At 35.2% G+C, this 20,178-nt stretch carries 14 protein-coding genes; 3 read left to right on the top strand and 11 right to left on the bottom strand.

Features of this window, described 5'->3' with window-relative positions:
• Positions 1–91: 91 nt before the first annotated feature.
• The 6 genes from HLK68_RS08695 to HLK68_RS08670 all read right to left on the bottom strand — a co-directional run bounded on the left by HLK68_RS08695 (position 92) and on the right by HLK68_RS08670 (position 10,612).
• The gene (locus HLK68_RS08695; RefSeq protein ID WP_132942755.1) at positions 92–3,124 is read right to left on the bottom strand and encodes a glycoside hydrolase family 2 TIM barrel-domain containing protein; all 3,033 of its coding nucleotides are present in this window, start codon (positions 3,122–3,124) and stop codon (positions 92–94) included.
• Between the two features lie 159 nt (positions 3,125–3,283).
• Positions 3,284–4,171, bottom strand: coding sequence for an SPFH domain-containing protein (locus HLK68_RS08690; protein WP_132942756.1), 888 nt, complete (start codon positions 4,169–4,171; stop codon positions 3,284–3,286).
• A gap of 306 nt (positions 4,172–4,477) precedes the next feature.
• Positions 4,478–5,326: a methionyl aminopeptidase gene (locus HLK68_RS08685; RefSeq protein ID WP_132942757.1), complete on the bottom strand. Its 849-nt coding sequence runs from the start codon at positions 5,324–5,326 to the stop codon at positions 4,478–4,480.
• A gap of 196 nt (positions 5,327–5,522) precedes the next feature.
• Positions 5,523–6,464 (bottom strand): translation initiation factor IF-2 N-terminal domain-containing protein, encoded by a 942-nt coding sequence (locus HLK68_RS08680; RefSeq protein WP_006784369.1) that lies wholly within the window; start codon positions 6,462–6,464, stop codon positions 5,523–5,525.
• A 336-nt stretch (positions 6,465–6,800) separates the two neighbouring features.
• Positions 6,801–8,186 carry a melibiose:sodium transporter MelB gene (melB, locus tag HLK68_RS08675; protein WP_009607003.1) on the bottom strand — a complete coding sequence of 462 codons (1,386 nt, stop codon included), beginning with the start codon at positions 8,184–8,186 and terminating at the stop codon, positions 6,801–6,803.
• A 365-nt stretch (positions 8,187–8,551) separates the two neighbouring features.
• Complete coding sequence (locus HLK68_RS08670; protein ID WP_006784371.1) at positions 8,552–10,612, bottom strand: alpha-galactosidase; 2,061 nt, start codon at positions 10,610–10,612, stop codon at positions 8,552–8,554.
• Between the two features lie 261 nt (positions 10,613–10,873).
• Here HLK68_RS08670 and melA point away from each other — a divergent pair, with 261 nt between their 5' ends.
• Positions 10,874–12,172 carry an alpha-glucosidase/alpha-galactosidase gene (melA, locus tag HLK68_RS08665; protein WP_006784372.1) on the top strand — a complete coding sequence of 433 codons (1,299 nt, stop codon included), beginning with the start codon at positions 10,874–10,876 and terminating at the stop codon, positions 12,170–12,172.
• 343 nt (positions 12,173–12,515) lie between these two features.
• On the opposite strand, the gene HLK68_RS08660 is transcribed toward melA, so the two are convergent.
• The 3 genes from HLK68_RS08660 to HLK68_RS08650 all read right to left on the bottom strand — a co-directional run bounded on the left by HLK68_RS08660 (position 12,516) and on the right by HLK68_RS08650 (position 15,647).
• On the bottom strand, positions 12,516–13,337 hold the full coding sequence (locus HLK68_RS08660) for a carbohydrate ABC transporter permease (protein ID WP_006784373.1): 822 nt from the start codon (positions 13,335–13,337) through the stop codon (positions 12,516–12,518).
• Positions 13,338–13,356: 19 nt separating this feature from the next.
• Positions 13,357–14,283 carry a carbohydrate ABC transporter permease gene (locus HLK68_RS08655; protein WP_009607008.1) on the bottom strand — a complete coding sequence of 309 codons (927 nt, stop codon included), beginning with the start codon at positions 14,281–14,283 and terminating at the stop codon, positions 13,357–13,359.
• A 62-nt stretch (positions 14,284–14,345) separates the two neighbouring features.
• A complete protein-coding gene (locus HLK68_RS08650) occupies positions 14,346–15,647 on the bottom strand; it encodes an ABC transporter substrate-binding protein (RefSeq protein ID WP_009607002.1) in 1,302 nt (433 codons plus the stop codon).
• 306 nt (positions 15,648–15,953) lie between these two features.
• On the opposite strand from HLK68_RS08650, the gene HLK68_RS08645 reads away from it, so the two are divergent.
• Entirely contained in the window at positions 15,954–16,802 is an 849-nt protein-coding gene (locus HLK68_RS08645) for an AraC family transcriptional regulator (protein WP_009607011.1), read from the top strand.
• Between the two features lie 25 nt (positions 16,803–16,827).
• Here the strand turns inward: HLK68_RS08645 and HLK68_RS08640 are convergent, their stop codons facing one another.
• On the bottom strand, positions 16,828–18,186 hold the full coding sequence (locus HLK68_RS08640; RefSeq protein WP_132942758.1) for an MATE family efflux transporter: 1,359 nt from the start codon (positions 18,184–18,186) through the stop codon (positions 16,828–16,830).
• A 140-nt stretch (positions 18,187–18,326) separates the two neighbouring features.
• Here HLK68_RS08640 and HLK68_RS08635 point away from each other — a divergent pair, with 140 nt between their 5' ends.
• Positions 18,327–19,460, top strand: a complete 1,134-nt coding sequence (locus tag HLK68_RS08635; protein WP_009607007.1) for a helix-turn-helix domain-containing protein — start codon at positions 18,327–18,329, stop codon at positions 19,458–19,460.
• Between the two features lie 9 nt (positions 19,461–19,469).
• On the opposite strand, the gene HLK68_RS08630 is transcribed toward HLK68_RS08635, so the two are convergent.
• Positions 19,470–20,138 carry a restriction endonuclease gene (locus HLK68_RS08630; protein ID WP_055165483.1) on the bottom strand — a complete coding sequence of 223 codons (669 nt, stop codon included), beginning with the start codon at positions 20,136–20,138 and terminating at the stop codon, positions 19,470–19,472.
• Between the last annotated feature and the right edge of the window lie 40 nt (positions 20,139–20,178).

Genomic DNA, 20,178 nt, shown 5'->3' with positions numbered 1-20,178 from the left:
ACGCTTTCTTTATAAAGTTGAAATAATAAAAATTAACTTTCTATAAAAAAAACACCTAAACTATAAAAAGTTCAGGTGCTAAGAATTTTAACTATTTTACTGACTCAATTACAAAGCTATATTCATACTTCATGTTGGCTGGCAATTCAAATCTTGCGTCTGGGCGCGCTCCCCAAGAATCATCGCCTCCAACTCCCATTTCCTGATGATTAATTGAAAGAACTGTTTTGTGAACAGGTGGCAATTCATAATGATGGAACGCCGCTTCTAACTCATGAGATGTGTACGGAAGCGCTGAGAAACTTAATGGAGCATCTCCTGTAATTTTTAACCCTGCTCCTGATTCGTTTGTTAACGTTGCATAACGTACTCCCGTATGATTTCCACATGCTTGAGGAATCACATAAGCCGCTAGATTGTCAGCTACTTTGTTCGTAAATGTTCCATAGCGTGCTCCAAACTCACGGTCTGCATACGTTTCATCAGGTCCAAATCCTCGCCAAGTTAACGTATTGAACTCACAAGGAATCGCTAAATCCATTCCAAACTTAAACATGTTTGGTAATCCCTCAACACCTTCATAACTCATTGTCACGTGAATTTGACCATAACTATTAATGAAGTATTTAACAATTGCATGCGAAACTGGCATTGTATTTAAATTATAAGTAAAAATAACTTCTAATCCTTCTTCAAGACGATTAATTTCCATAAATTCATTGAAGGCATACATCGAAGCCAACTTCCACTGTGCCATTCTAATCGGCGCTTGATTTCCTCGATCATTATCCGTTGATGCACGCCAGAAATTTGGCATTAACGATAAGTTTGGTTGGTGAATATACTCAATCCCATCATATTTCATTGAAACCATACGTCCTAAGTTTTTAGCAAATATGACCTCAAATCCTTCACCGCTAATTCCAACATTCACGTCACCATTTGCAATTTGGAACGCTTTAACAGGACGAATCTCTTCTTCTTTAACTGCATCCACAATTAACTGACCAAATGCTACCTCATGACCACATGGAGCAAACATTGTGTCTTCTTTTAAACAAATTGAGATGGTTATCACTTGTTCTTCCTGATGTGGAGTCACATTGATCCCTAAATCAATGAAACCAGTTGATAATGGTTCTAAATCATAGTATCTCTCACCAGATGATACGACTTCTTCACCACGCACAATTTCCCACTTTAGAGTATATTCATTTAAATTTGTGAACATGTTCTTGTTTTGAATTTGCGCCCCACCGTCTTTAACTTCAATTGTAAATGGTTGATATGCTCCTTTAATCGCTTGCATTTTTGGCGATGCTTCACGATTAGCATAAATAATTCCATTGACACAGAAGTTATAATCCGTTGGCTGATCACCAAAATCTCCACCAAACGCTAAATATGGCTTACCATATCGATCTTCAGTCCATAATGCTTGATCTATATAATCCCAAATGAATCCACCTTGGTACATGTCATACTCATTTTCTAATTCAATGTAGCGATCCATTCCACCATTTGAGTTGCCCATTGCATGGGTATATTCACATAAAATAAATGGTTTTTCAGGATTATTATCTAAGTATTCACGGATTTCTGGAACCTTTGCATACATACGACTTTCCATATCCGATGTCCCATTGAAACGACGATCCCAGAATACCCCTTCGTAATGGACTAAGCGCGTTTCATCACGATGTCTGAAGTACTCCGACATTTTATATAAGTTTTCTCCCCCGAAACTTTCATTTCCACAAGACCAAATTAAAATACTTGGGTGGTTTTTATCTCGTTCAAGCATTGACTTTGCACGATCTAAAATAATTTCTAAAAATTCAGGACGTCCGTTTGGAAGTGTCACGTCATTTTCTTCAACTGCCCCCATACGTTGCCAAGTTCCATGTGTTTCAAGATTCGTTTCATCAATTAAATATAGACCGTACTCATCACATAATTCATAGAAGTAAGACGCATTTGGATAATGTGACGTACGAACTGAATTGAAGTTATATTCTTTTAAGAATTTAACATCCCATTCCATTTCTTCATTTGTGACACTACGTCCATAAGTCGCACTAAATTCATGGCGATTAACTCCACGGAAGACGATACGTTTTCCATTTAAGTGCATCACTTTATTAATCATTTCAAATTGGCGGACTCCAACACGTTGACAAATCGCTTCAACAACTTCACCTTTCACTTTCACTTCTAATTGCAATTGATAAAGATACGGATGTTCTGCACTCCATAAGTGAGCACCTTCTACTTCTAATTCAAGGTGTGCTGTTTCATTTACCACTTCGCAAGTTCCACTTGCTACAGCTTGACCTTCTCCATCCACTAATTGTGCGACAATCGTTGCCTCTTCACCGATTACCCTGAAGTCTACGCTGACCATTGCATCCTGATAGTCATTTTTTAGTGTTGTTTTCACAAATAAGTCTTCGACATGAGTCGTTGGTTTCGTGAATAAATAAACATCACGGAAGATTCCTGATAAACGCCAAAAATCTTGATCTTCAAGCCAACTTCCTGTTGACCATTTATAAACCTGAACTGCTAATTTATTTTCACCTTCACGGTTGATAAAATTTGTTAAGTCAAACTCACTTGGCGTAAAGCTATCCTCACTATATCCAACAAACTCTCCATTACACCAAACGTTAAAAGCAGTCTCGACCCCTTGAAATGAAATACAAACTGGTTGCCCACCCCACTCTTTTGGCACATCAAAGTAAGTCACATAAGATGACGTTGGATTATAGTTAACTGGAATGTATGGAGGTTTTAATTCTTCATGCCCATCCCAAGGATACTGAGTATTCACATAGTGTGGTTTATCATAACCTTGTAATTGGATATGCCCTGGAACATTAATACGCTCAAATCCATCAAGATTAAAGTTTAACGCTTCAAACCCAACTGGACGCTCCATCACATTTTCACTATATTTAAATAACCATTGTCCATTTAATGAGTGGCGCCACGTCATCTCACCTTTAGACACTGCTTCTGCTAATGTTTGATAATAACGATGATCACTATGTGCCTTTAAACGGTTGATTTCAAAAATTTCTGGATTCATTAACACTGATTGAATTTCTTCTGTTGTTTTCATACCCGATTCCTCCCCTTCGGAAAATATTTTACTAAATTTTATTAATAATTATAGTAATATTTTATCATAGATTTTTATTAAGGTAAATCGTTTTCACGAAATTTATTAACCTTTATAGAAAAAAGGAGTTATCTGTAAAAAAGACAACTCCTTTTCATATTAATCCAAACTAATAATTGGCGTTGAGGCTCCCTGCACTTGCGGAACTTCTCCACTCCACTTTTGAATTTGTTCTAATTTTAATAACTCTTCAGTTAATGACTCTGAAATCATACGATTAGCTTCCGATTGAGCTTCTGCTTTAATCAATTCAGCATCTGCTTCAGCTTGAGCTTCAATTTTTTTCGCATCTGCTTCAGCCTGTGCTTCTACTAACTTTTGTTCAGCCTGTATTTCTGCTTTTTCTTTATCTAAACGAGCTGTTTCTAGCTCTTGTTGCTTATTAATTTTTAGTTGAATCGCCTCTTCTGTTTGAGCATCTAATCCAATACGGGAAACATTGACTGAGTCAATTACTATTCCATATTCATAAAATTTATCTTTTACATACTCTAAAACATTAGCATTTAATTCTGTACGTTTATCACCATAAATATCAATTACTGAAAACTTTGATGAAACTTCTCCAACCCACGTCTTTAATTTTCCGCGCATAAATGTTTCTTCAATTTCCTTTCCATCTTGACCTTTAAACTTGGTAAAAGTTTGTGGTAATAACTCACTGTCAAAATGATAAGAATACTCCAAATCAATGTTAACTGTTTTTCCATCAGAAGTAGGAATTAAGAAACTATCATCTCCACTTGCTCCTTCTTTCGAATCCGCAGATAAATATCCTTGTTCTGTTGCCACTGAATAGCTCGTCACTTTATAAAGTGGATTAACAACATGTAACCCCTGCGTTAATACTTGACCTTTAATTCCACCATTTAAACTATAAACAACACCTACATACCCTGGTTTAATCTTTGTTGTACACATACTCAACACAATCAGTGTTACAATAACCACTCCAATCCCCACAAAAACACTCTTATACTTTTTCATTTAGTTTTTCCCCCTCACGATGTTTCTACATCTTTCTACAAATTATAGCATGGCGCCTAGTATTTATCCATTAAATAAAAAAAAGAGGTAGAAACTTTAATTTTCTACCTCTTCTTTACGTTGATTTGATCATGATGCACCCCATCCATTAAGGTAAATAAAATTTTTTTACCGATAGCAATCACATGCAAGCCTTCTCCGTAACTTTCCTACTCATTTAAATACGATACCACCTAGTTAACTCAACAATCTTGATTATCCATTACCTTAATGATGTAAAAAAAGAGGACTTAACGTCCTCTTCAACTAATGAGTTAAAATCTCACTTCCATCTTCTGTGATTAAAATAGTATATTCCCACTGAGCACTCGGCATTCCATCCTCTGTGAAGATTGTCCATCCATCCTCTTCATCCTGGCAAACATCTGCCCTTCCCATGTTAATCATCGGTTCAATTGTAAACGTCATACCTGGCACAATTAATGGACCTGTTCCACGCTTTCCAACGTGTGGTACAAACGGCTCTTCATGGAACTCAACTCCCACTCCATGACCACCAATTTCAGCGACTACTGTATAACCGTGTTTTTTAGCATGTTCTTCAATGACAGCACCGATATCGCCAATATGATTCCCTGGTTTTGCCTCCGCTAATCCAAGCTCTAAACATTCTTTCGTCACACGGATTAAATCTTCATTTTCTTTTGAAACAGTTCCAACCGTGAACATACGCGAAGCATCTGCGTAGTAACCGTCAACGATTGTTGTGACATCAACATTAATGATATCTCCCTCTTCTAAAACTTCTTCCTCACACGGAATTCCATGACAAACAACATCATTAATTGACGTACATGTACTTTTAGGGAATCCCTGATAATTTAACGGTGCCGGTGTCCCACCTAATTCAATCGTATAGTTATGGACTAACGTATTGATTTCTTCCGTTGAAATTCCTGCTTTGATAAACTGTGCCACACGATCTAAAATTTTCGTATTCACAATACCTGCACGGCGAATTCCTTCAATTTGTTCAGGTGTTTTCACAATCCCTTTACGCTTGTATGTTTCAACTACTCGATCATAATCTAAATGACACTGCTTATATTTTTTCCCGCTACCACACCAACATGGCGCATTACGCTGAATTGACATATGGATTCACCTTCTATCACGAGACAGAATATTAACCATTTATTCTGAATCTTATTTTGATTTTTTTAGATACCTTTATTATGCACTTCTTTTCAAACTAAATCAACTAACGGATTTAGATTTAGTCCTCCTTTCTTCTCTTAAAATGAAAAATAAAAGAGTTGTTTCACCTTCTGTTGAAACAACTCATCATCTCTTATACTGCTTGATTTAGGACTTTATTTTCCAAAACAGCCGTAATTCCACTGTTCACCATTCCATCTAACTTCATTTGCCCAGCACTAATATCTGTTAAAACGACTTTATGTGCTGTTTCAATTCCACTCTTTAGTAAGTTAACAGAATCCCCCATACGTGTCAATCCATTGTCATAATACTCACGACTGATTCCTAATACTTCTGTTAAAATGCTTGCATCATACCAACCTTGATATTCTAAATTATGAATGTTTAACGTTGTTTTGACTTTCGAGAAATAAGGATGTTGATGATAATCAACATGTAACATTAACGGTAACATACTTGTATGCCATTCATTCACCTGAATTTCACCCACTTGCATTCCTAAAAGAGGTAACACATCTAAGATGGCACGATTAAAGAAAGCAAAACGTTCCACATCATCTGCGAATCCATAAATCTCATTACGGTGGAAGTAGTGATCATTTCCAACAAATAAATACGTCACATTTCCTTCTACTAATTTAAAAATTGAAGCACGAGCTTCATGTGTTCCGAATTTAACCGGTAAATCCATAAGCCAATCCATTTCATTTCCAAATGTTTCAGATATATTTAAATACTTTGGTAAAGCCACTATTACATCTCCCTCTTGAGCTTCAACAAATGCTTTCGAAACTTTTCCAAGCTCTCCAAGGTTTGTAAATGGTTCACATTCCGTTACCACATATAACATTGGTTTTTTAACTTTTTGACGTTTAATGACTGTAGGCTTCACGACCTCTTTTATCTCTTTTACCTCTGTGTCTTTTCCTTGACTTAAACGTCCATTCAGTACTTCAAGAGATTCATCATTTAATTTAGATTGAGCTTTGACCTCAATCCCTAGTTCTTGACATACCGTTACAACTTCTTTACTTGTCATATTATATTTTCGTGCAAATTCGTATACTCGCATCTATAATTCCCCCCAGTTAAACCTAAATAAACATATAACAACATTTTAGCATCCTTACCCATTTTTGAAAATCTATCATTTTACAAAACTATCCAACAATACGAATAGTTAACCGTTTACAATGTCGATTTTCCGTTAATATGACAGGCTTCTTCTCCATTCTTTGATTGATTGTCGGAAAATGATTGCCTGAATTTTATTTAAAAAGACATATTTTTGACTGTATTAACACATCTGCTCGTATTCTTATTCATTTGATTAAATTATCTTCTTTTTTGTCATTTCATCATCGTTTTTACCTAAAAAGAAAGCCTCAGCTATCGCTGAGGCTCTTTATTATCCTTGAATCTTTGCAGGTTTTAAAGCTTGACGTGCTTCTAATTCCATGATGATTTCCTCATGGAAATCTCCATTTAACTTATAGAACTTTTTGTAAATGACGAAGCATAAGATGATAAACACAATCGGTCCGAAAATCATTAATCCACGCATTCCCATAATTGTTCCAGCAGATTGTAATTGATTCGCTTCATATCCCATTAATTGTAACCCTACACCAATCGCCCATCCACTAAAGGCTGACGCTGCTTTTGCTAATAACGTTTGAACAGAGAAGATAATACTTTCATTACGTGTTCCTAATTTAAATTCCCCATAGTCAACAACATCTGCAAGCATAACGGTTGTTGAAGCTAAGACGAACCCTCCTCCACCACGTACTAAAATGGCTGAAATCATGGTGAAGATCGGTTGATTTGGTGCTAATAATCCTGAGAATAATAACCCGACCAATCCGATAACTGGAATGAAACATCCCACTTTAAATAATTTTTGACGTCCAATTTTACGAGCTAAAATCGGGAATAATAATAAACCACCAATTTCAGCAAGTCCTGCTGTTCCATTGTAAATTTTGAACATTCCATCATTACCTGTTGCATACTTAAAGTAGTAAATCGCCATTCCACCTAAAAGTTGCATCATTAAATTCATACATAATACAACACCCATGAAGACCATTAACTGATCATTTTTACGGATAATTTGAGTCATTTGTTTGAATGTTACGCGGTCTGCTTTTTTATCTGTTCCTTCAGCCGTTAATGTTGAAGGCTCTTTAACATTAAGACAGGTAATCACAGAACTTAAAATAAAGATGGCTGCAATGACAACTGCTAATAATTCAAATCCTTTAACATCGTTTCCACCCCCAAGAAGGGCAACAAATGTTAAACCAAATGTTCCAATTGTTAAACCACCGATACTAGCAAAGATACGAGGAATAACAGCCACACGTTCACGTTCTTGTTTATCCTTTGTTAAAGAAGGAATCATTGACCAATAAGGAATATCCATAATGGTATACGTCATCCCCCATAAAATATACATCACTGAGAAGTAAGCATATAAAGGTAATCCCTCTAAATCAGGTTTTTTGAATAAGAAAATTAACACAACAGCATTAATAAGTGTTCCGATTAAAATCCAAGGTCTAAATTTACCGAATCGAGTTTTGGTATTATCTACAATCATTCCCATCATTGGATCATTTACTGTATCCCAAATACGTGCAACTAAGAATAATGTTCCGACAAACGCTGGAGCTAACCCCACAACATCTGTAAAATAAAACATTAAATAGGTCCCCACAATACCATAAACTAAATCTTTTCCTAATGCCCCTATACCATACGAATATTTCGCTTTAGCAGTTAGTTTCATCACTAACTCCCCCTCCTTTTTGGTTTGAAAGCAATCGTTTTCTGTAATTGCTTACATCATCTATCATGGTTATATACTACCACGTGTGAAATCGTTTTACAACATATTTGAGTAAAATTTATTTATTTTTTTACCTTTAATAGCGACTTTTAAACGAAAATATATTGAAAATAGATCATATTATTCCTTTTTTATTTCCATTAAACTATCTTTGAAAAACCGTTTACACCTATATAAAAACATTGAAGTTATCGTTTTCCGTTTTATAAAACTAAAAATCAGTTTATTTTACTTAAATTACAAAAAACAATCCCCCCCTCATTAGCCAAAAAGACTGTATCAAATAAGCTGATACAGTCTTTTGGTTAAGCTATTTTTTTAAATTTAATAATGGTACTTGCATAATCACCTGATAACTTCACTTGAATTCCGTGATTCATTAAATACGATCCCGATTTGATGATGAGATCATCACTTAAGTTAAATTCATAGCGTGCATCTGCATCAAGTCCTCGTATTTTAATACAAGCGCCAAGACGTGAAATTTGTGTTTGAGGTAAGAAGACAAATAAGACAGCTTCATCTTCATTTGCATATTCATATACCTGATAGTTATTTGACGTGATTGGATTTAATCGATAGAAATCCCCATCTTGGATAATATGACGAATTTCTTTATATTCTTCAATCAACTGACGAGATAATTCCATCTCTTCTTCTGTAAATTTTAAAATATTGCATCCCATTCCAAGTGTCCCCATCATAGCGCTATGGAACTTGAATGTTAATGGAATCGTCGAACGATTGTTAGCATCTGTTACCCAGGCACGCATCGCTTTAATTGGGTACACATATGAGTAAGTACGTTGAATTGTTAGACGGTCATAGGCATCTGTGTTATCACTTGTCCAGAAATCATCAAATGAATCTAACATTCCATAGTCTACTCGTCCTCCACCACTTGCACAAGCTTCAAGTAATAAGTTTGGATACTTCTCTTTCACACGGCGTGCAATGTCATACACCGCTTCAATATGACGGTACCACATATCACGTGAAATTCCTGTTTGAGAGATTGGGCGATTTGCATCCCATTTAATATAATCAATCTCGTAATTTGCTAATAAATCATCAATCATATTAAATATAAATTCTTGCACTTCGGGTAACGTTACATTTAATACCATTTGGTTACGTGACGTATCATTCATACGATTTTCAAAATGATAAATCCAGTCCGGATGATCTTTTAATAACTGTGTTGGTGGATTCACCATTTCTGGTTCAATCCAAATTCCAAACATCATTCCCATCTCTTTAACAGCCGAGATTAAGGGGGTTAATCCTTCAGGGAACTTATCGGTATTTACATACCAATCTCCAAGTCCATCTGCATCAGAATGACGTTGCCCAAACCATCCATCATCGATAACAAATAACTCGACTCCCATCTCTTTCGCTTTTTTAGCTAATGCAATTTGTTCATCACAGTGAACATCAAACTCAGTTGCTTCCCATGAGTTGTAAAGGACAGGACGAACTCCATCACGCAGGACATGTTGTTTAGCAAAGTCATTCATGGCATGTGTCATCGCCTCAAATCCTGAATTCGTGTAACCCACTAACATGGAAGGAGCCATGAATTCCTCACCTGGTTGCAGTGAAATCACACAGTCGTGTGAACTGATTCCCATTTGAACAAGCGTTCCGCCATAAGGACGTGGTTCAATAATCGTTTGGAAGTTTCCACTTAATTTTAAAACCCCAAAGTATACTTCTCCATTTGTTTCTGATGCCTGATGATCTAAAACAAAGAATGGATTGTGATGATGCGTTGAAATCCCACGTCGGTTTTCTAACACGATTTTCCCTTGACCAAGTGGTTGTTTAAATTCTTGGAACTCCGCTAACCAACGTCCATGAGAGCTTGTTAACGTTAAATCTTGATATGGAAGATGGATTTGTCCACTATGAACTTTTTCAATTTCAATGATATCGTTCCCAGTATTACGAACCGATACTGTACGTTCGATTAAATCTTGAACTTCATATACTTTATAATGTAAATCAAACTCAAACTCGTAATGTGCATCTTTTAAGTGAATCACTAACGTCTCTTCAGTCTGCGTATACCCAACATAGCGATACTCAATGTCACGCGTTCCATCAGCAAAGTTTACTTTTAAACAATGTTCCTTATAACGCATCCCACCAAAGACTGGATATTCTTCATCCGTTAAATCCAAGATTGGATCGTTACTCGACATTTCCGCTAAAGCCGGTACGTCAAAATCTTCAAGATTATTTACTTTTGGTCCCCAATATAAGTGACGTAATAATCCCATATTATCAACTGCAAAAGCATATGTTGTTTTATTTGTTTCTAATCCAAACAGTTGGCGTTTTTCATCAATTAAAAATCCCATCCTATCTCTCCTCTTTATACACTTCTATTGCTTTTTTCCTCATAACCTAAGACGTCTTCTAATCGTTTTTAAAGATAACGCTTCCAAAGTTATTATATTATAGTTAACCTGAATAAACAACTTCGTTTTAGTAAAATTTTAGTTATTTTTTATAACAACCATCATTTTTCCATATGCATCCGACATCTAGACCTATTAAAACGATTTCACAATAATTATAATGGAGAGGTAAAAACAACTTACTATTAGGGGGATTTATAAATGATTAAAATTACCTTTATTGGAGCCGGAAGTACAGTCTTTGCTAAAAATGTACTAGGGGATTGTATGTTAACCCCAAGTCTTCAAGATGCTCATATTGCTTTATACGATATTGACTTAAAACGATTAGACGAATCATATCAAATGCTTGAAAATATTAATAAAAACTGCAATGAAAGCCGTGCAACAATTGTTTCTTATACGGATGCTCGCGAAGCTTTGACTGATGCAACATTTGTTGTGAATGCCATCCAAGTCGGAGGATATGAGCCTTGTACGGTTACAGATTTCGAGATTCCTAAAAAGTATGGTCTTCGTCAAACGATTGCCGATACGTTAGGAATTGGCGGTATCTTTAGAGGACTGCGTACGATTCCCGTTCTACTTGACTACTGCAAAATCATGGAAGAAGTTTGTCCAGATGCCTGGCTACTAAACTACACGAATCCAATGAGTATTTTAACGTTGGCCGTTTTAAAGGCGACTAAAATTAAAACAATCGGGCTTTGCCATAGCGTTCAAGTGTGTGCACCAGATCTTTTACGTCATTTAGGGATGGAATACGACAATGTTTCGTATAAAATTGCAGGGATTAACCACATGGCATGGTTATTAGAAGTTGAATCGAATGGTCAAGATTTATATCCAAAAATCAAAGAGAAAGCAATTGCTTTTGAAGGAAAACACTATGATATGGTTCGTTTTGAAATCATGAAACGATTTGGCTACTATGTAACGGAATCAAGTGAGCATAACTCAGAATATATGCCTTACTTCATTAAAGAGAAATACCCTGAGTTGATTGAGCGTTTTAATATTCCACTAGATGAATATCCTCGTCGTTGTATAGAACAAATCAAAAACTGGAATAAACTCCGCGAAGAGATTGTTCATGATCATAGCTTATCTCATACCCGTACCCACGAATATGCTTCCTATATCATGGAAGCCATGATTACAAACAAGCCTTATAAAATTGGCGCTAACGTTTTAAATACTGGCTTAATTACTAACCTTCCTAATGACTGCGTGGTTGAAGTCCCATGTTTAGTTGATGCAAGTGGTGTCACACCTTGCTTTGTAGGAGATTTGCCTCCACAACTTGCCGCTTTAAATCGTACCAATATTAACGTCCATCAGTTAACCGTTAAAGCAGCTTTAACACTAAAAAAAGAACATATTTACCATGCAGCCATGCTTGATCCTCATACTTCATCTGAGCTTTCAATTGATGACATCTACGCCTTAGTCGATGATTTAATCAAAGCCCACGAAGGATGGTTACCAGAATATAAATAATCTAAAGGGACGCTAACAATTTAGCGTCCCTTTTAACATTGTATTGATGAATAACTTTTTGGGCCCCAACCTCTCGTAGAGAGAGTTCCTCAATCACTAGGTAATACGAAATTCTAATATACCATTGTTATATGATACAGTACCGAGTTTTATGACAACTGTCTCTCTTAAGCCAGTTAGATATCTTTTCTCAATAAATTTTATTACTATTTCATACATTTGTTTTTCGATCTTCATGTTTCTACCCTTTTATTAAATTATAACAGAAAAAAGGACTGATATGGGTAGGCAGCAATCAGTCCTCTATATTTTAAAATAGGCAGGTATAAAGAATGAAATTTAATTATTTTCCTCCAGTTGTTGCAATTCCTTCAATAAATTTACGTTGGAAAACGATAAAGATTAATAACATTGGCCAAATGGCAAGTAATGACCCCGCCATTAATTGCGGGAAGTTTGTTGAGAACTGTCCTTGTAATGAGGCTAATCCAGCAGATAGCGTCATTTTATCAATTGACATGTTAACAATTAACGGCCACATTAAGTCTTTGAAAGCAAATAATGCTGTGAAAATTCCAAGTGCAACGAGTCCAGAGTTAGCAAGCGGGAGCATGATGGTAAAGAAAGTACGTCCAATACTACATCCATCAAGTTTTGCTGCTTCTTCAAGTTCGGCTGGAATTCCCATAAAAAACTGACGCAATAAGAATGTTCCAAAAGCACTTACTACCCCTGGAATCACTAAGGCAGTGACGGTGTTTAATAACCCTAAGTTTTGAACTAAGTTAAACTGTGGGATGATAAATAATTGTCCTGGTACCATCATTTGAATTAAAACTAAGCTAAAGAAAAATTTCTTTCCTGGAAAATTTAATCTTGCAAAAGCATAAGCAGCCATGGCACTAAATAATACTGATCCGATAACGCGGAAGATTATCATTAAAATCGTATTAAGATAGAACTTTCCAAATGGTAATAAACGAAGTACTTCTGTATAGTTACTAAATTGCATTTTGTCTGGGAAAATTTTTGGAGGGATCTGAGTTGATTCTCCTAATGTTTTTAAAGATGTTAAGACCATCCATACGAAAGGTAAAATCATGACGACAGCACCTAAGATTAAGATGATGTGAATTAATAGATTCCCTTTTTTAATTTTTTTCATTTTTCTCACCTCTACTCCCTTAGTAATGTACCCATTTTTTCTCAATTTTTGATTGAATAAATGTAATGACCATAATAATGGCTAATAATAACATGATAATCGCTGATCCATAACCTTTATCATTAACGGTGAATGAATGTTGATAGAATAAGTAAACAAGTGATTGTGTACTTTCAATTGCCATACTTGTTTTATCAATCATCATGAAGATAACATCGAATACTTGGAACGCTGAGATGATACTTGTGACCATTACAAAGTATAAGCTTGGTGAAACTAATGGTAATGTGACACTGAAGAATTGGCGAATTGATCCTGCTCCATCAATACTAGCGGCTTCGTAATAATCTTTTGGAATTTCTTGAAGACCTGCTAATAATAAAATCATATTGTAACCAACAGCACTCCAAATTCCAACGATGGCAATGGCAATTAAAGCGAAATTAGGATCACTTACCCATTGAGGTCCCTGTATTCCAATGAGGCTTAATAAATAATTAATTAAACCGAATTCTGAGTTAAATAACCATTTCCAAACCATCGCAACAGCAGCTGGTGCCGCAACCATTGGCAAAAAATAAATAACGCGATAAATGCTTTTCCCTTTAATTTTTTGATTTAATAAGACAGCAACTAATAATGAAAAGATGATAATAAATGGAATCACCATGAGGACGTATTTTAATGTGTTCCCTGTGGCTTGCCAAACGGCTGGATCTGAAAATAAACGTTTATAATTTTCAAAACCAGCCCATTGAGAAGATCCAAAATCACCTGTTTTTTGAAAACTTAAAATAAATGTCTGAATTAGTGGGATAATATTTAAAATTAATAATCCAATGACTGTTGGCGCTACTAAAATATATCCCCACATCCACTCATTATGCTTCGCATTTTTTAGTTTAGCGGTACTTTTTACTTTTCTTTTATTTAATGCAATCGCCATATTTTCCCCTCCGCTTTTTTTAGGGGTAACCGTTCAATTGAACAGTTACCCTTTGTTTATTTTTATTCTGCTGCTAAAATAGCATTAATTTGCGTCACTAATTGATGACAAGCATCTGTTACTGATAACTCACCAGCCCATACTTTACGTAAGATTTCCATTTCTACTGTTTCCCATTTTGCTGTGTTTTTAGTGTAAGGTTTAATGTGTCCGTACTCTAACATATCAACTAAGCATTGTGTATCAAAATTATTTTTAGTTGTTGCTTCAACCCAAGCCTGTTGCGCTGCACCGTAAGCCGGAATAGCTGATGCGTACTCACCTTGAATGATGTTTGCTTCTTCTGATCCTAAGAATTCAATGAATTTAATTGCTGCTTCTTTATTTTTCGTATTAGCTGCTACTGAATTTCCTAATCCATTATAAATGGTTGCATTTCCTGCTTTTCCTTGTGGTAATGCTGCTACTGCACAATTTTTTGCCGTATATTCATTTGTAATAAATTCGTTATACATCCAAGAACCGAACATTCCCATTGCAACTTTTCCTGATGTAAATAAGGTTGAATTTCCATTTTCAGCAAATTGTGTTTGAGAAGGTGACACTTTTTCTACTAAACTTAAATTTGCATACCACTCTAAAGCTTCTTGTGTTTCTGGTAATGAATACCCTGATTCTGTTTTATCGTTGATAAGGATATCTCCCCCATTTTGATAAACATAGTTAAATAAATTTTCTTCTGTGTTTAAAGGAGCATTTAATCCATAAACCCCTTTTTCAGAATCAGTTAGGTCGTGAGCAGCACTCAATAAATCATCCCATGTCCAATTTTCATTTGGATATTCAACACCCGCTTCATCAAATAATGTTTTGTTGTACCACAGACCGATTGTTGAAACATCTTTTGGAATGGCAATTTGCGCTCCATCCACATTGTATAAATCAACAACACCTTGAGCAAAATTGTTCATATCGAGTACTTCACTATTTTCAATCACTTCATTTAAATCCATTAACATTCCACTATTTGCATAACGGATATGTTGGCTTGAGTGCATCCAGAATACATCTGGTAACGTTCCCCCAGTAGCCGCAGCTTCAAGTTTTGTCCAATATTGATCCCAAGGAGTTACCTCTACATTAACTGTAATTCCTGGATTTTTTTCTTCAAATGCATCCGCAATGGCCTGCATGCCTGGCTCTTGACCTTTATCCCAAATGGAATAAGTAATTGTCGTTCCTTTTGAGTTTCCTTTCGTTGTATCAGAACCTGATGCTGTCTCATTTCCACACCCTACTAATGTTGTTCCTAAAAGAGCAGTTGCCATTGTCGCCCCAAATAATCTTTTTAAATGTTTTTTCATGCCATTTTCCCCCCATGGATTAATTTTTAAAAGGATTTTTCCTTCTTAGTACTTGAACTTATTCTTGAAATATTTAGTAAACTCTTCTATGTTCTTTATCGCTTAAAACTCGTTGTAAAGGTTTACATAATTATAATATTACACTTTAACAGGTTAAAACATGGTAAAATGTAAGCCCTTTATGTTAAAATGTGAGAAACAAACTTTTATAAGCGTTTTTTTTATAGTAAAATAAAAATTACAAGTCTGAGTTAATCCGAAAATGTAAGGGGGTTATCTTTAGCTTTATTGGAGGGAGAGTATTATATGGGAGAGTGTAACTATTTTCAAGACGAGACTGTCACTTATTTTGAACCATTAAATAAACAATCATTTGATTTGTTTTTATGTTTCTGTGGGATTGAAGCTTGTCCCCCTAGACATTCTTACGATAAGGTACGTTCGCAATATTTGATTCACTATATTTTAGATGGAGAGGGAACCTATAAAGTAAATGACAAAACCTATCATTTAAAAAAGAATCAAGGTTTCTTAATTACACCTGAAACGCAACATTCTTATCAAGCTGATGAACAAAATCCTTGGACTTACATCTGGATTGGTTTTAACGGGGTAAAAGCAGCACACTACTTAAATTACGCTAATCTTAATAAAGAAAATCTCATCTTTGAATGTCAAGATTCTGCTAGCTTATATAACTGTGTGAAGAAAATGTTTGAATTAAATGCAGATACCCCCTCTAATGAACTTGAAATTCAATCCCTTCTCTATCTTTTCTTATCTAAACTCGCTTCTAATAACGCTAATATTGATTTAAAACACCGAAGTAAAGTAGCGGCTGAAGGATACCTAGAGCAATCCATTGAATTTATTAATAACTATTACATGAAACCCATTAAAATTAATGATATTGCCAGCTACATTGGTGTAAACCGTAGTTATTTAACCTCTATCTTCAAACAAAAACTCAATATTTCACCTCAAGAATTTTTAATGAACTTTAGAATGGAAAAGGCAAGTCATCAATTAATGAACAGCAATCAACCCATTAATGAGATTGCTAAATCTGTTGGTTATCCTGATCCCTTTGCTTTCTCAAAAGTCTTTCGAAAAATTTATGGTAAAAGTCCTAAACAATATCGTGAAACAAAATAAAAAAAGAGCCTCGAAGGCTCTTTTTTTATTCTAATATTAATTCTTGCTTGGCCACTGCTTCATGTTTTGCTTTTGATTTTTTCATTAAGAAAATAACCACTAAAATAGTTAATAATTCAGCACATGGAACCGTCATCCAAATTCCACTAATTCCAAAGAACCTTGGGAAAATCATAATTCCCGTTAAAATAAAAATCATTCCACGACAGATTGCCACAATAATTGAAGATAGGGCATCTCCAATTGAGGTAAAATATCCTGAGAATAAAATATTAATTCCATTTAAGAAGAATGTAAAGGCATAAATTTTAGCTCCATGAGTCGCTAACTCTAATACAATCTGATTATCCTTTACAAATAATAACACCATATATTTTCCAAAAAAGAAAATTAAAATAAATAATAAACTTCCCATTACTAAGGCAACCTGACAACATAATTTTAACAGTTGACGGACACGCTCTTGTAATCCTGCCCCATAATTATAAGAAATAACCGGTCCAATTCCAGCAGAAATACCGCACACAATCAAAGAAGCGAATAAAGATAGGTACCCGATGGCTGTAAAAGCAGATACCCCCGCTTCCCCTGCAATACGCATAAAAGCTGTATTAAAAACAAATGTCGAAATAGCTGTTGCCAACGATGAGACCCCCTCCGACGAACCATTATATAAAAGGGCCCCCGTTAATTTCGCATTAAATTTTCCTTTTGTAAAATTTAAAATTGATGATTTCTTGAAGAATGGAATAGCTACAATCAAGAAGGATGCCGTAAATGATAGTCCCGTTGCAATCGGAGCACCAATGATTCCTAAATTTAAAACTTTGATTAAAACATAGTTAAAGATAATATTGGCAATCAGACTGACAATCGAGCTAACTAAATACACATTTGGCATTCCAATACAACGGACAAAAATTCCTAAAATAAATGATAGTCCAATAGATGGTGCAAATAAAGCTAGTATCTTAATATACATTGCCGAATCTGCTAATAGCACATCATTCGCTCCTAAAAACGTCGCGATTTGTTGACTACATGTAAACCCAAAAACTGCAATGACCAATGATAATCCTAGCATAAATAAGCACGCGGACTTAAAAATATCTTGGGCACGTTTCACTTCCCCCTCGCCAAGACTTCGTCCAATATAACTTGCTCCTCCAACTCCAATAATTAAATTCATTCCAATCATAAGTTGCATAAATGGAGCGGCAATATTCACACTTGCCATTGCATTTGTTCCAACAAAGTTTCCAAGGAAAACTCCATCGACCATTGTTTGAATCCCCGCAATTGTTAACGAAAGAATCGCTGGAATCGAAAACTTAATAAAAAGCTTTGAAATCTTTTCAGTTTCTAATATATTATCTCGTATCATGATGTCTCTCCTCCTATACATCTAAAAACTGACTTAAATTCCTTGATTTTGAGCCTGAATCATATTATCATGAATCAATATTATATTTTTGTATTATATTGATTTTTTTGTAAAAATATTGACCTTAAGAGGTAATCATCATGAACAACAAACATATTCAAAACCTTATCAATCTTTTATCCGGAAGCTTAAACGCTCCCATTTATTTTATCGATCCTTCATTAAACATTATCCTGAAATCAGAAGGTTCATTACTGCTACATTTAACAGATTCATTTGCTGATCCTTACTTTGAAGAAGGAGCACCTCTTCCTAAACTTAAAACACTGAAAAACGATGGACACTTTCTTTGCTTAACGTATTATGAAGAAGAACTTCTGATTGGGACTTTCTTAATAGGTCCTCTCAATTATCATCTGACTTCTTTTACACAAGTCATTCATCAAGGTTGCCTGCTATACTATTTACTTTATCGAAAACACATTGATTTCAATGAAGTCTTAAAAGATAATTTTTTCAAACAACCACTCGTTGATTCGATTGAAGAAAAATTAAAATCTGATTTTACAACACTACGACAAATCGCGGAAGATAACATAACGTTCTTTCCCCTAGCTTATGAAACTCATATTATCAATGCCATTGAATATGGAGATCCTGAACAACTTATTAACGCCGTTGAAAAACTAAGTAGACAACAACCTTTATTAAACCAATTACTAGAAGATCCCCTTCATTCTTCTAAAGTTCTTTATATGACTCTCATTATTTTAGGTGCTCGTGCTTCCATTAGAGCAGGTTTAATCCCAGATGTCGCTCATAAACTGACTGTCTTTTATTTAGATAAAATTGAAAACACCTCTGATATGCAAGAACTTGCAAAACTTCAACTAACCAGCTTACTCGATTTTACGATGCGTGTTCAACAAATTAATACTTTAACCTTCTCACGACCAGTACTTGATGCCATCTTTTTCATTCATAAAAATTTATATGACAATGTTTCACTTGAAAAAGTAGCGACTGAACTACACTTCAATAAAAGTTACTTAGCTCGTTTATTTAAAAAGGAAATGAATGAGACAATCGGTGAATTTATTTTACGGGAAAAAGTAGAAGAAGCAAAGCGACTACTCATGGTTTCTAAACACTCCTTACTCGATATCAGTGTCCTGTTGCACTTCAATGACCAAAGTCATTTTACAAAAGTCTTTAAACAATTCGTCGGACTGACGCCAAAAAAATATCGAGATCAACATCAATTTAAAGGCTAAAAGGCACAATCATATCGACTGTGCCTTTTCTTTTGATTCTTCAATGACTAGCCAGACAAGCTTGCTAATCGCTGTCCCATTATAGCATTTAATGTTATGTTGTGTCGCAATCTCAGTGGCCACCTCTGTCAAATTCGCACAAGTCATAAAAAGTCCCGTCTCTAGGTGAGAACGTGCCATCTTCTCCTTTAATGTTTGAATCGCCGTTTCATCATATTCAATTCCTTCACTTCCATGTAAACAATAAACTAACATACTCCGCCCTGAAGGATCGATTACTTGCAAAACATTCTCCTCACTCACTAACTCTACCCGTTGATATCCAAGTGCTCTTAACAAATCCGCGCAATAATACACAAATTGGACAGCAGACATCTTAAAAAAATTAGACTTAATTAATCTAAATTGAAGCTCGATTTCAGCAAAACGCCGCTGACTATCTACCCAATGTGCCTCAGCCTCCTTAATCGCTAACTCATCTCGATGAATAGACCATAAAACAGCCACTCCAAATAGGGGGCCAATCACAAGTAACCACCAACTTGGTATCACAGCAAAATAATGATAAATTCCTTTGAAGAAATCTTGAAAAATAAAATACGTTATCCATAAAAAACAGCCGGCCATTATCAAAACCATCTGTTTTTGAACACGCTCAGCAGAAGAATTATTCACCATTATCACCACCTTAAATAAGTTTGTTATGGGAATAATTCCA

The organism is Turicibacter sanguinis, assembly GCF_013046825.1.
In the GTDB taxonomy this organism is placed as follows: Bacteria; Bacillota_I; Bacilli_A; order MOL361; family Turicibacteraceae; genus Turicibacter; species Turicibacter sanguinis.
This window is presented reverse-complemented; position numbering and strand designations above follow the sequence as displayed.

What these genes read in the sequence shown, in the direction of transcription:
- HLK68_RS08695 (WP_132942755.1), bottom strand. Translation starts at nt 3,124, where the DNA reads ATGAAAACAACAGAAGAAATTCAATCAGTGTTAATGAATCCAGAAATT.
- HLK68_RS08690 (WP_132942756.1), bottom strand. Translation starts at nt 4,171, where the DNA reads ATGAAAAAGTATAAGAGTGTTTTTGTGGGGATTGGAGTGGTTATTGTA.
- HLK68_RS08685 (WP_132942757.1), bottom strand. Translation starts at nt 5,326, where the DNA reads ATGTCAATTCAGCGTAATGCGCCATGTTGGTGTGGTAGCGGGAAAAAA.
- HLK68_RS08680 (WP_006784369.1), bottom strand. Translation starts at nt 6,464, where the DNA reads ATGCGAGTATACGAATTTGCACGAAAATATAATATGACAAGTAAAGAA.
- melB (WP_009607003.1), bottom strand. Translation starts at nt 8,186, where the DNA reads ATGAAACTAACTGCTAAAGCGAAATATTCGTATGGTATAGGGGCATTA.
- HLK68_RS08670 (WP_006784371.1), bottom strand. Translation starts at nt 10,612, where the DNA reads ATGGGATTTTTAATTGATGAAAAACGCCAACTGTTTGGATTAGAAACA.
- melA (WP_006784372.1), top strand. Translation starts at nt 10,874, where the DNA reads ATGATTAAAATTACCTTTATTGGAGCCGGAAGTACAGTCTTTGCTAAA.
- HLK68_RS08660 (WP_006784373.1), bottom strand. Translation starts at nt 13,337, where the DNA reads ATGAAAAAAATTAAAAAAGGGAATCTATTAATTCACATCATCTTAATC.
- HLK68_RS08655 (WP_009607008.1), bottom strand. Translation starts at nt 14,283, where the DNA reads ATGGCGATTGCATTAAATAAAAGAAAAGTAAAAAGTACCGCTAAACTA.
- HLK68_RS08650 (WP_009607002.1), bottom strand. Translation starts at nt 15,647, where the DNA reads ATGAAAAAACATTTAAAAAGATTATTTGGGGCGACAATGGCAACTGCT.
- HLK68_RS08645 (WP_009607011.1), top strand. Translation starts at nt 15,954, where the DNA reads ATGGGAGAGTGTAACTATTTTCAAGACGAGACTGTCACTTATTTTGAA.
- HLK68_RS08640 (WP_132942758.1), bottom strand. Translation starts at nt 18,186, where the DNA reads ATGATACGAGATAATATATTAGAAACTGAAAAGATTTCAAAGCTTTTT.
- HLK68_RS08635 (WP_009607007.1), top strand. Translation starts at nt 18,327, where the DNA reads ATGAACAACAAACATATTCAAAACCTTATCAATCTTTTATCCGGAAGC.
- HLK68_RS08630 (WP_055165483.1), bottom strand. Translation starts at nt 20,138, where the DNA reads ATGGTGAATAATTCTTCTGCTGAGCGTGTTCAAAAACAGATGGTTTTG.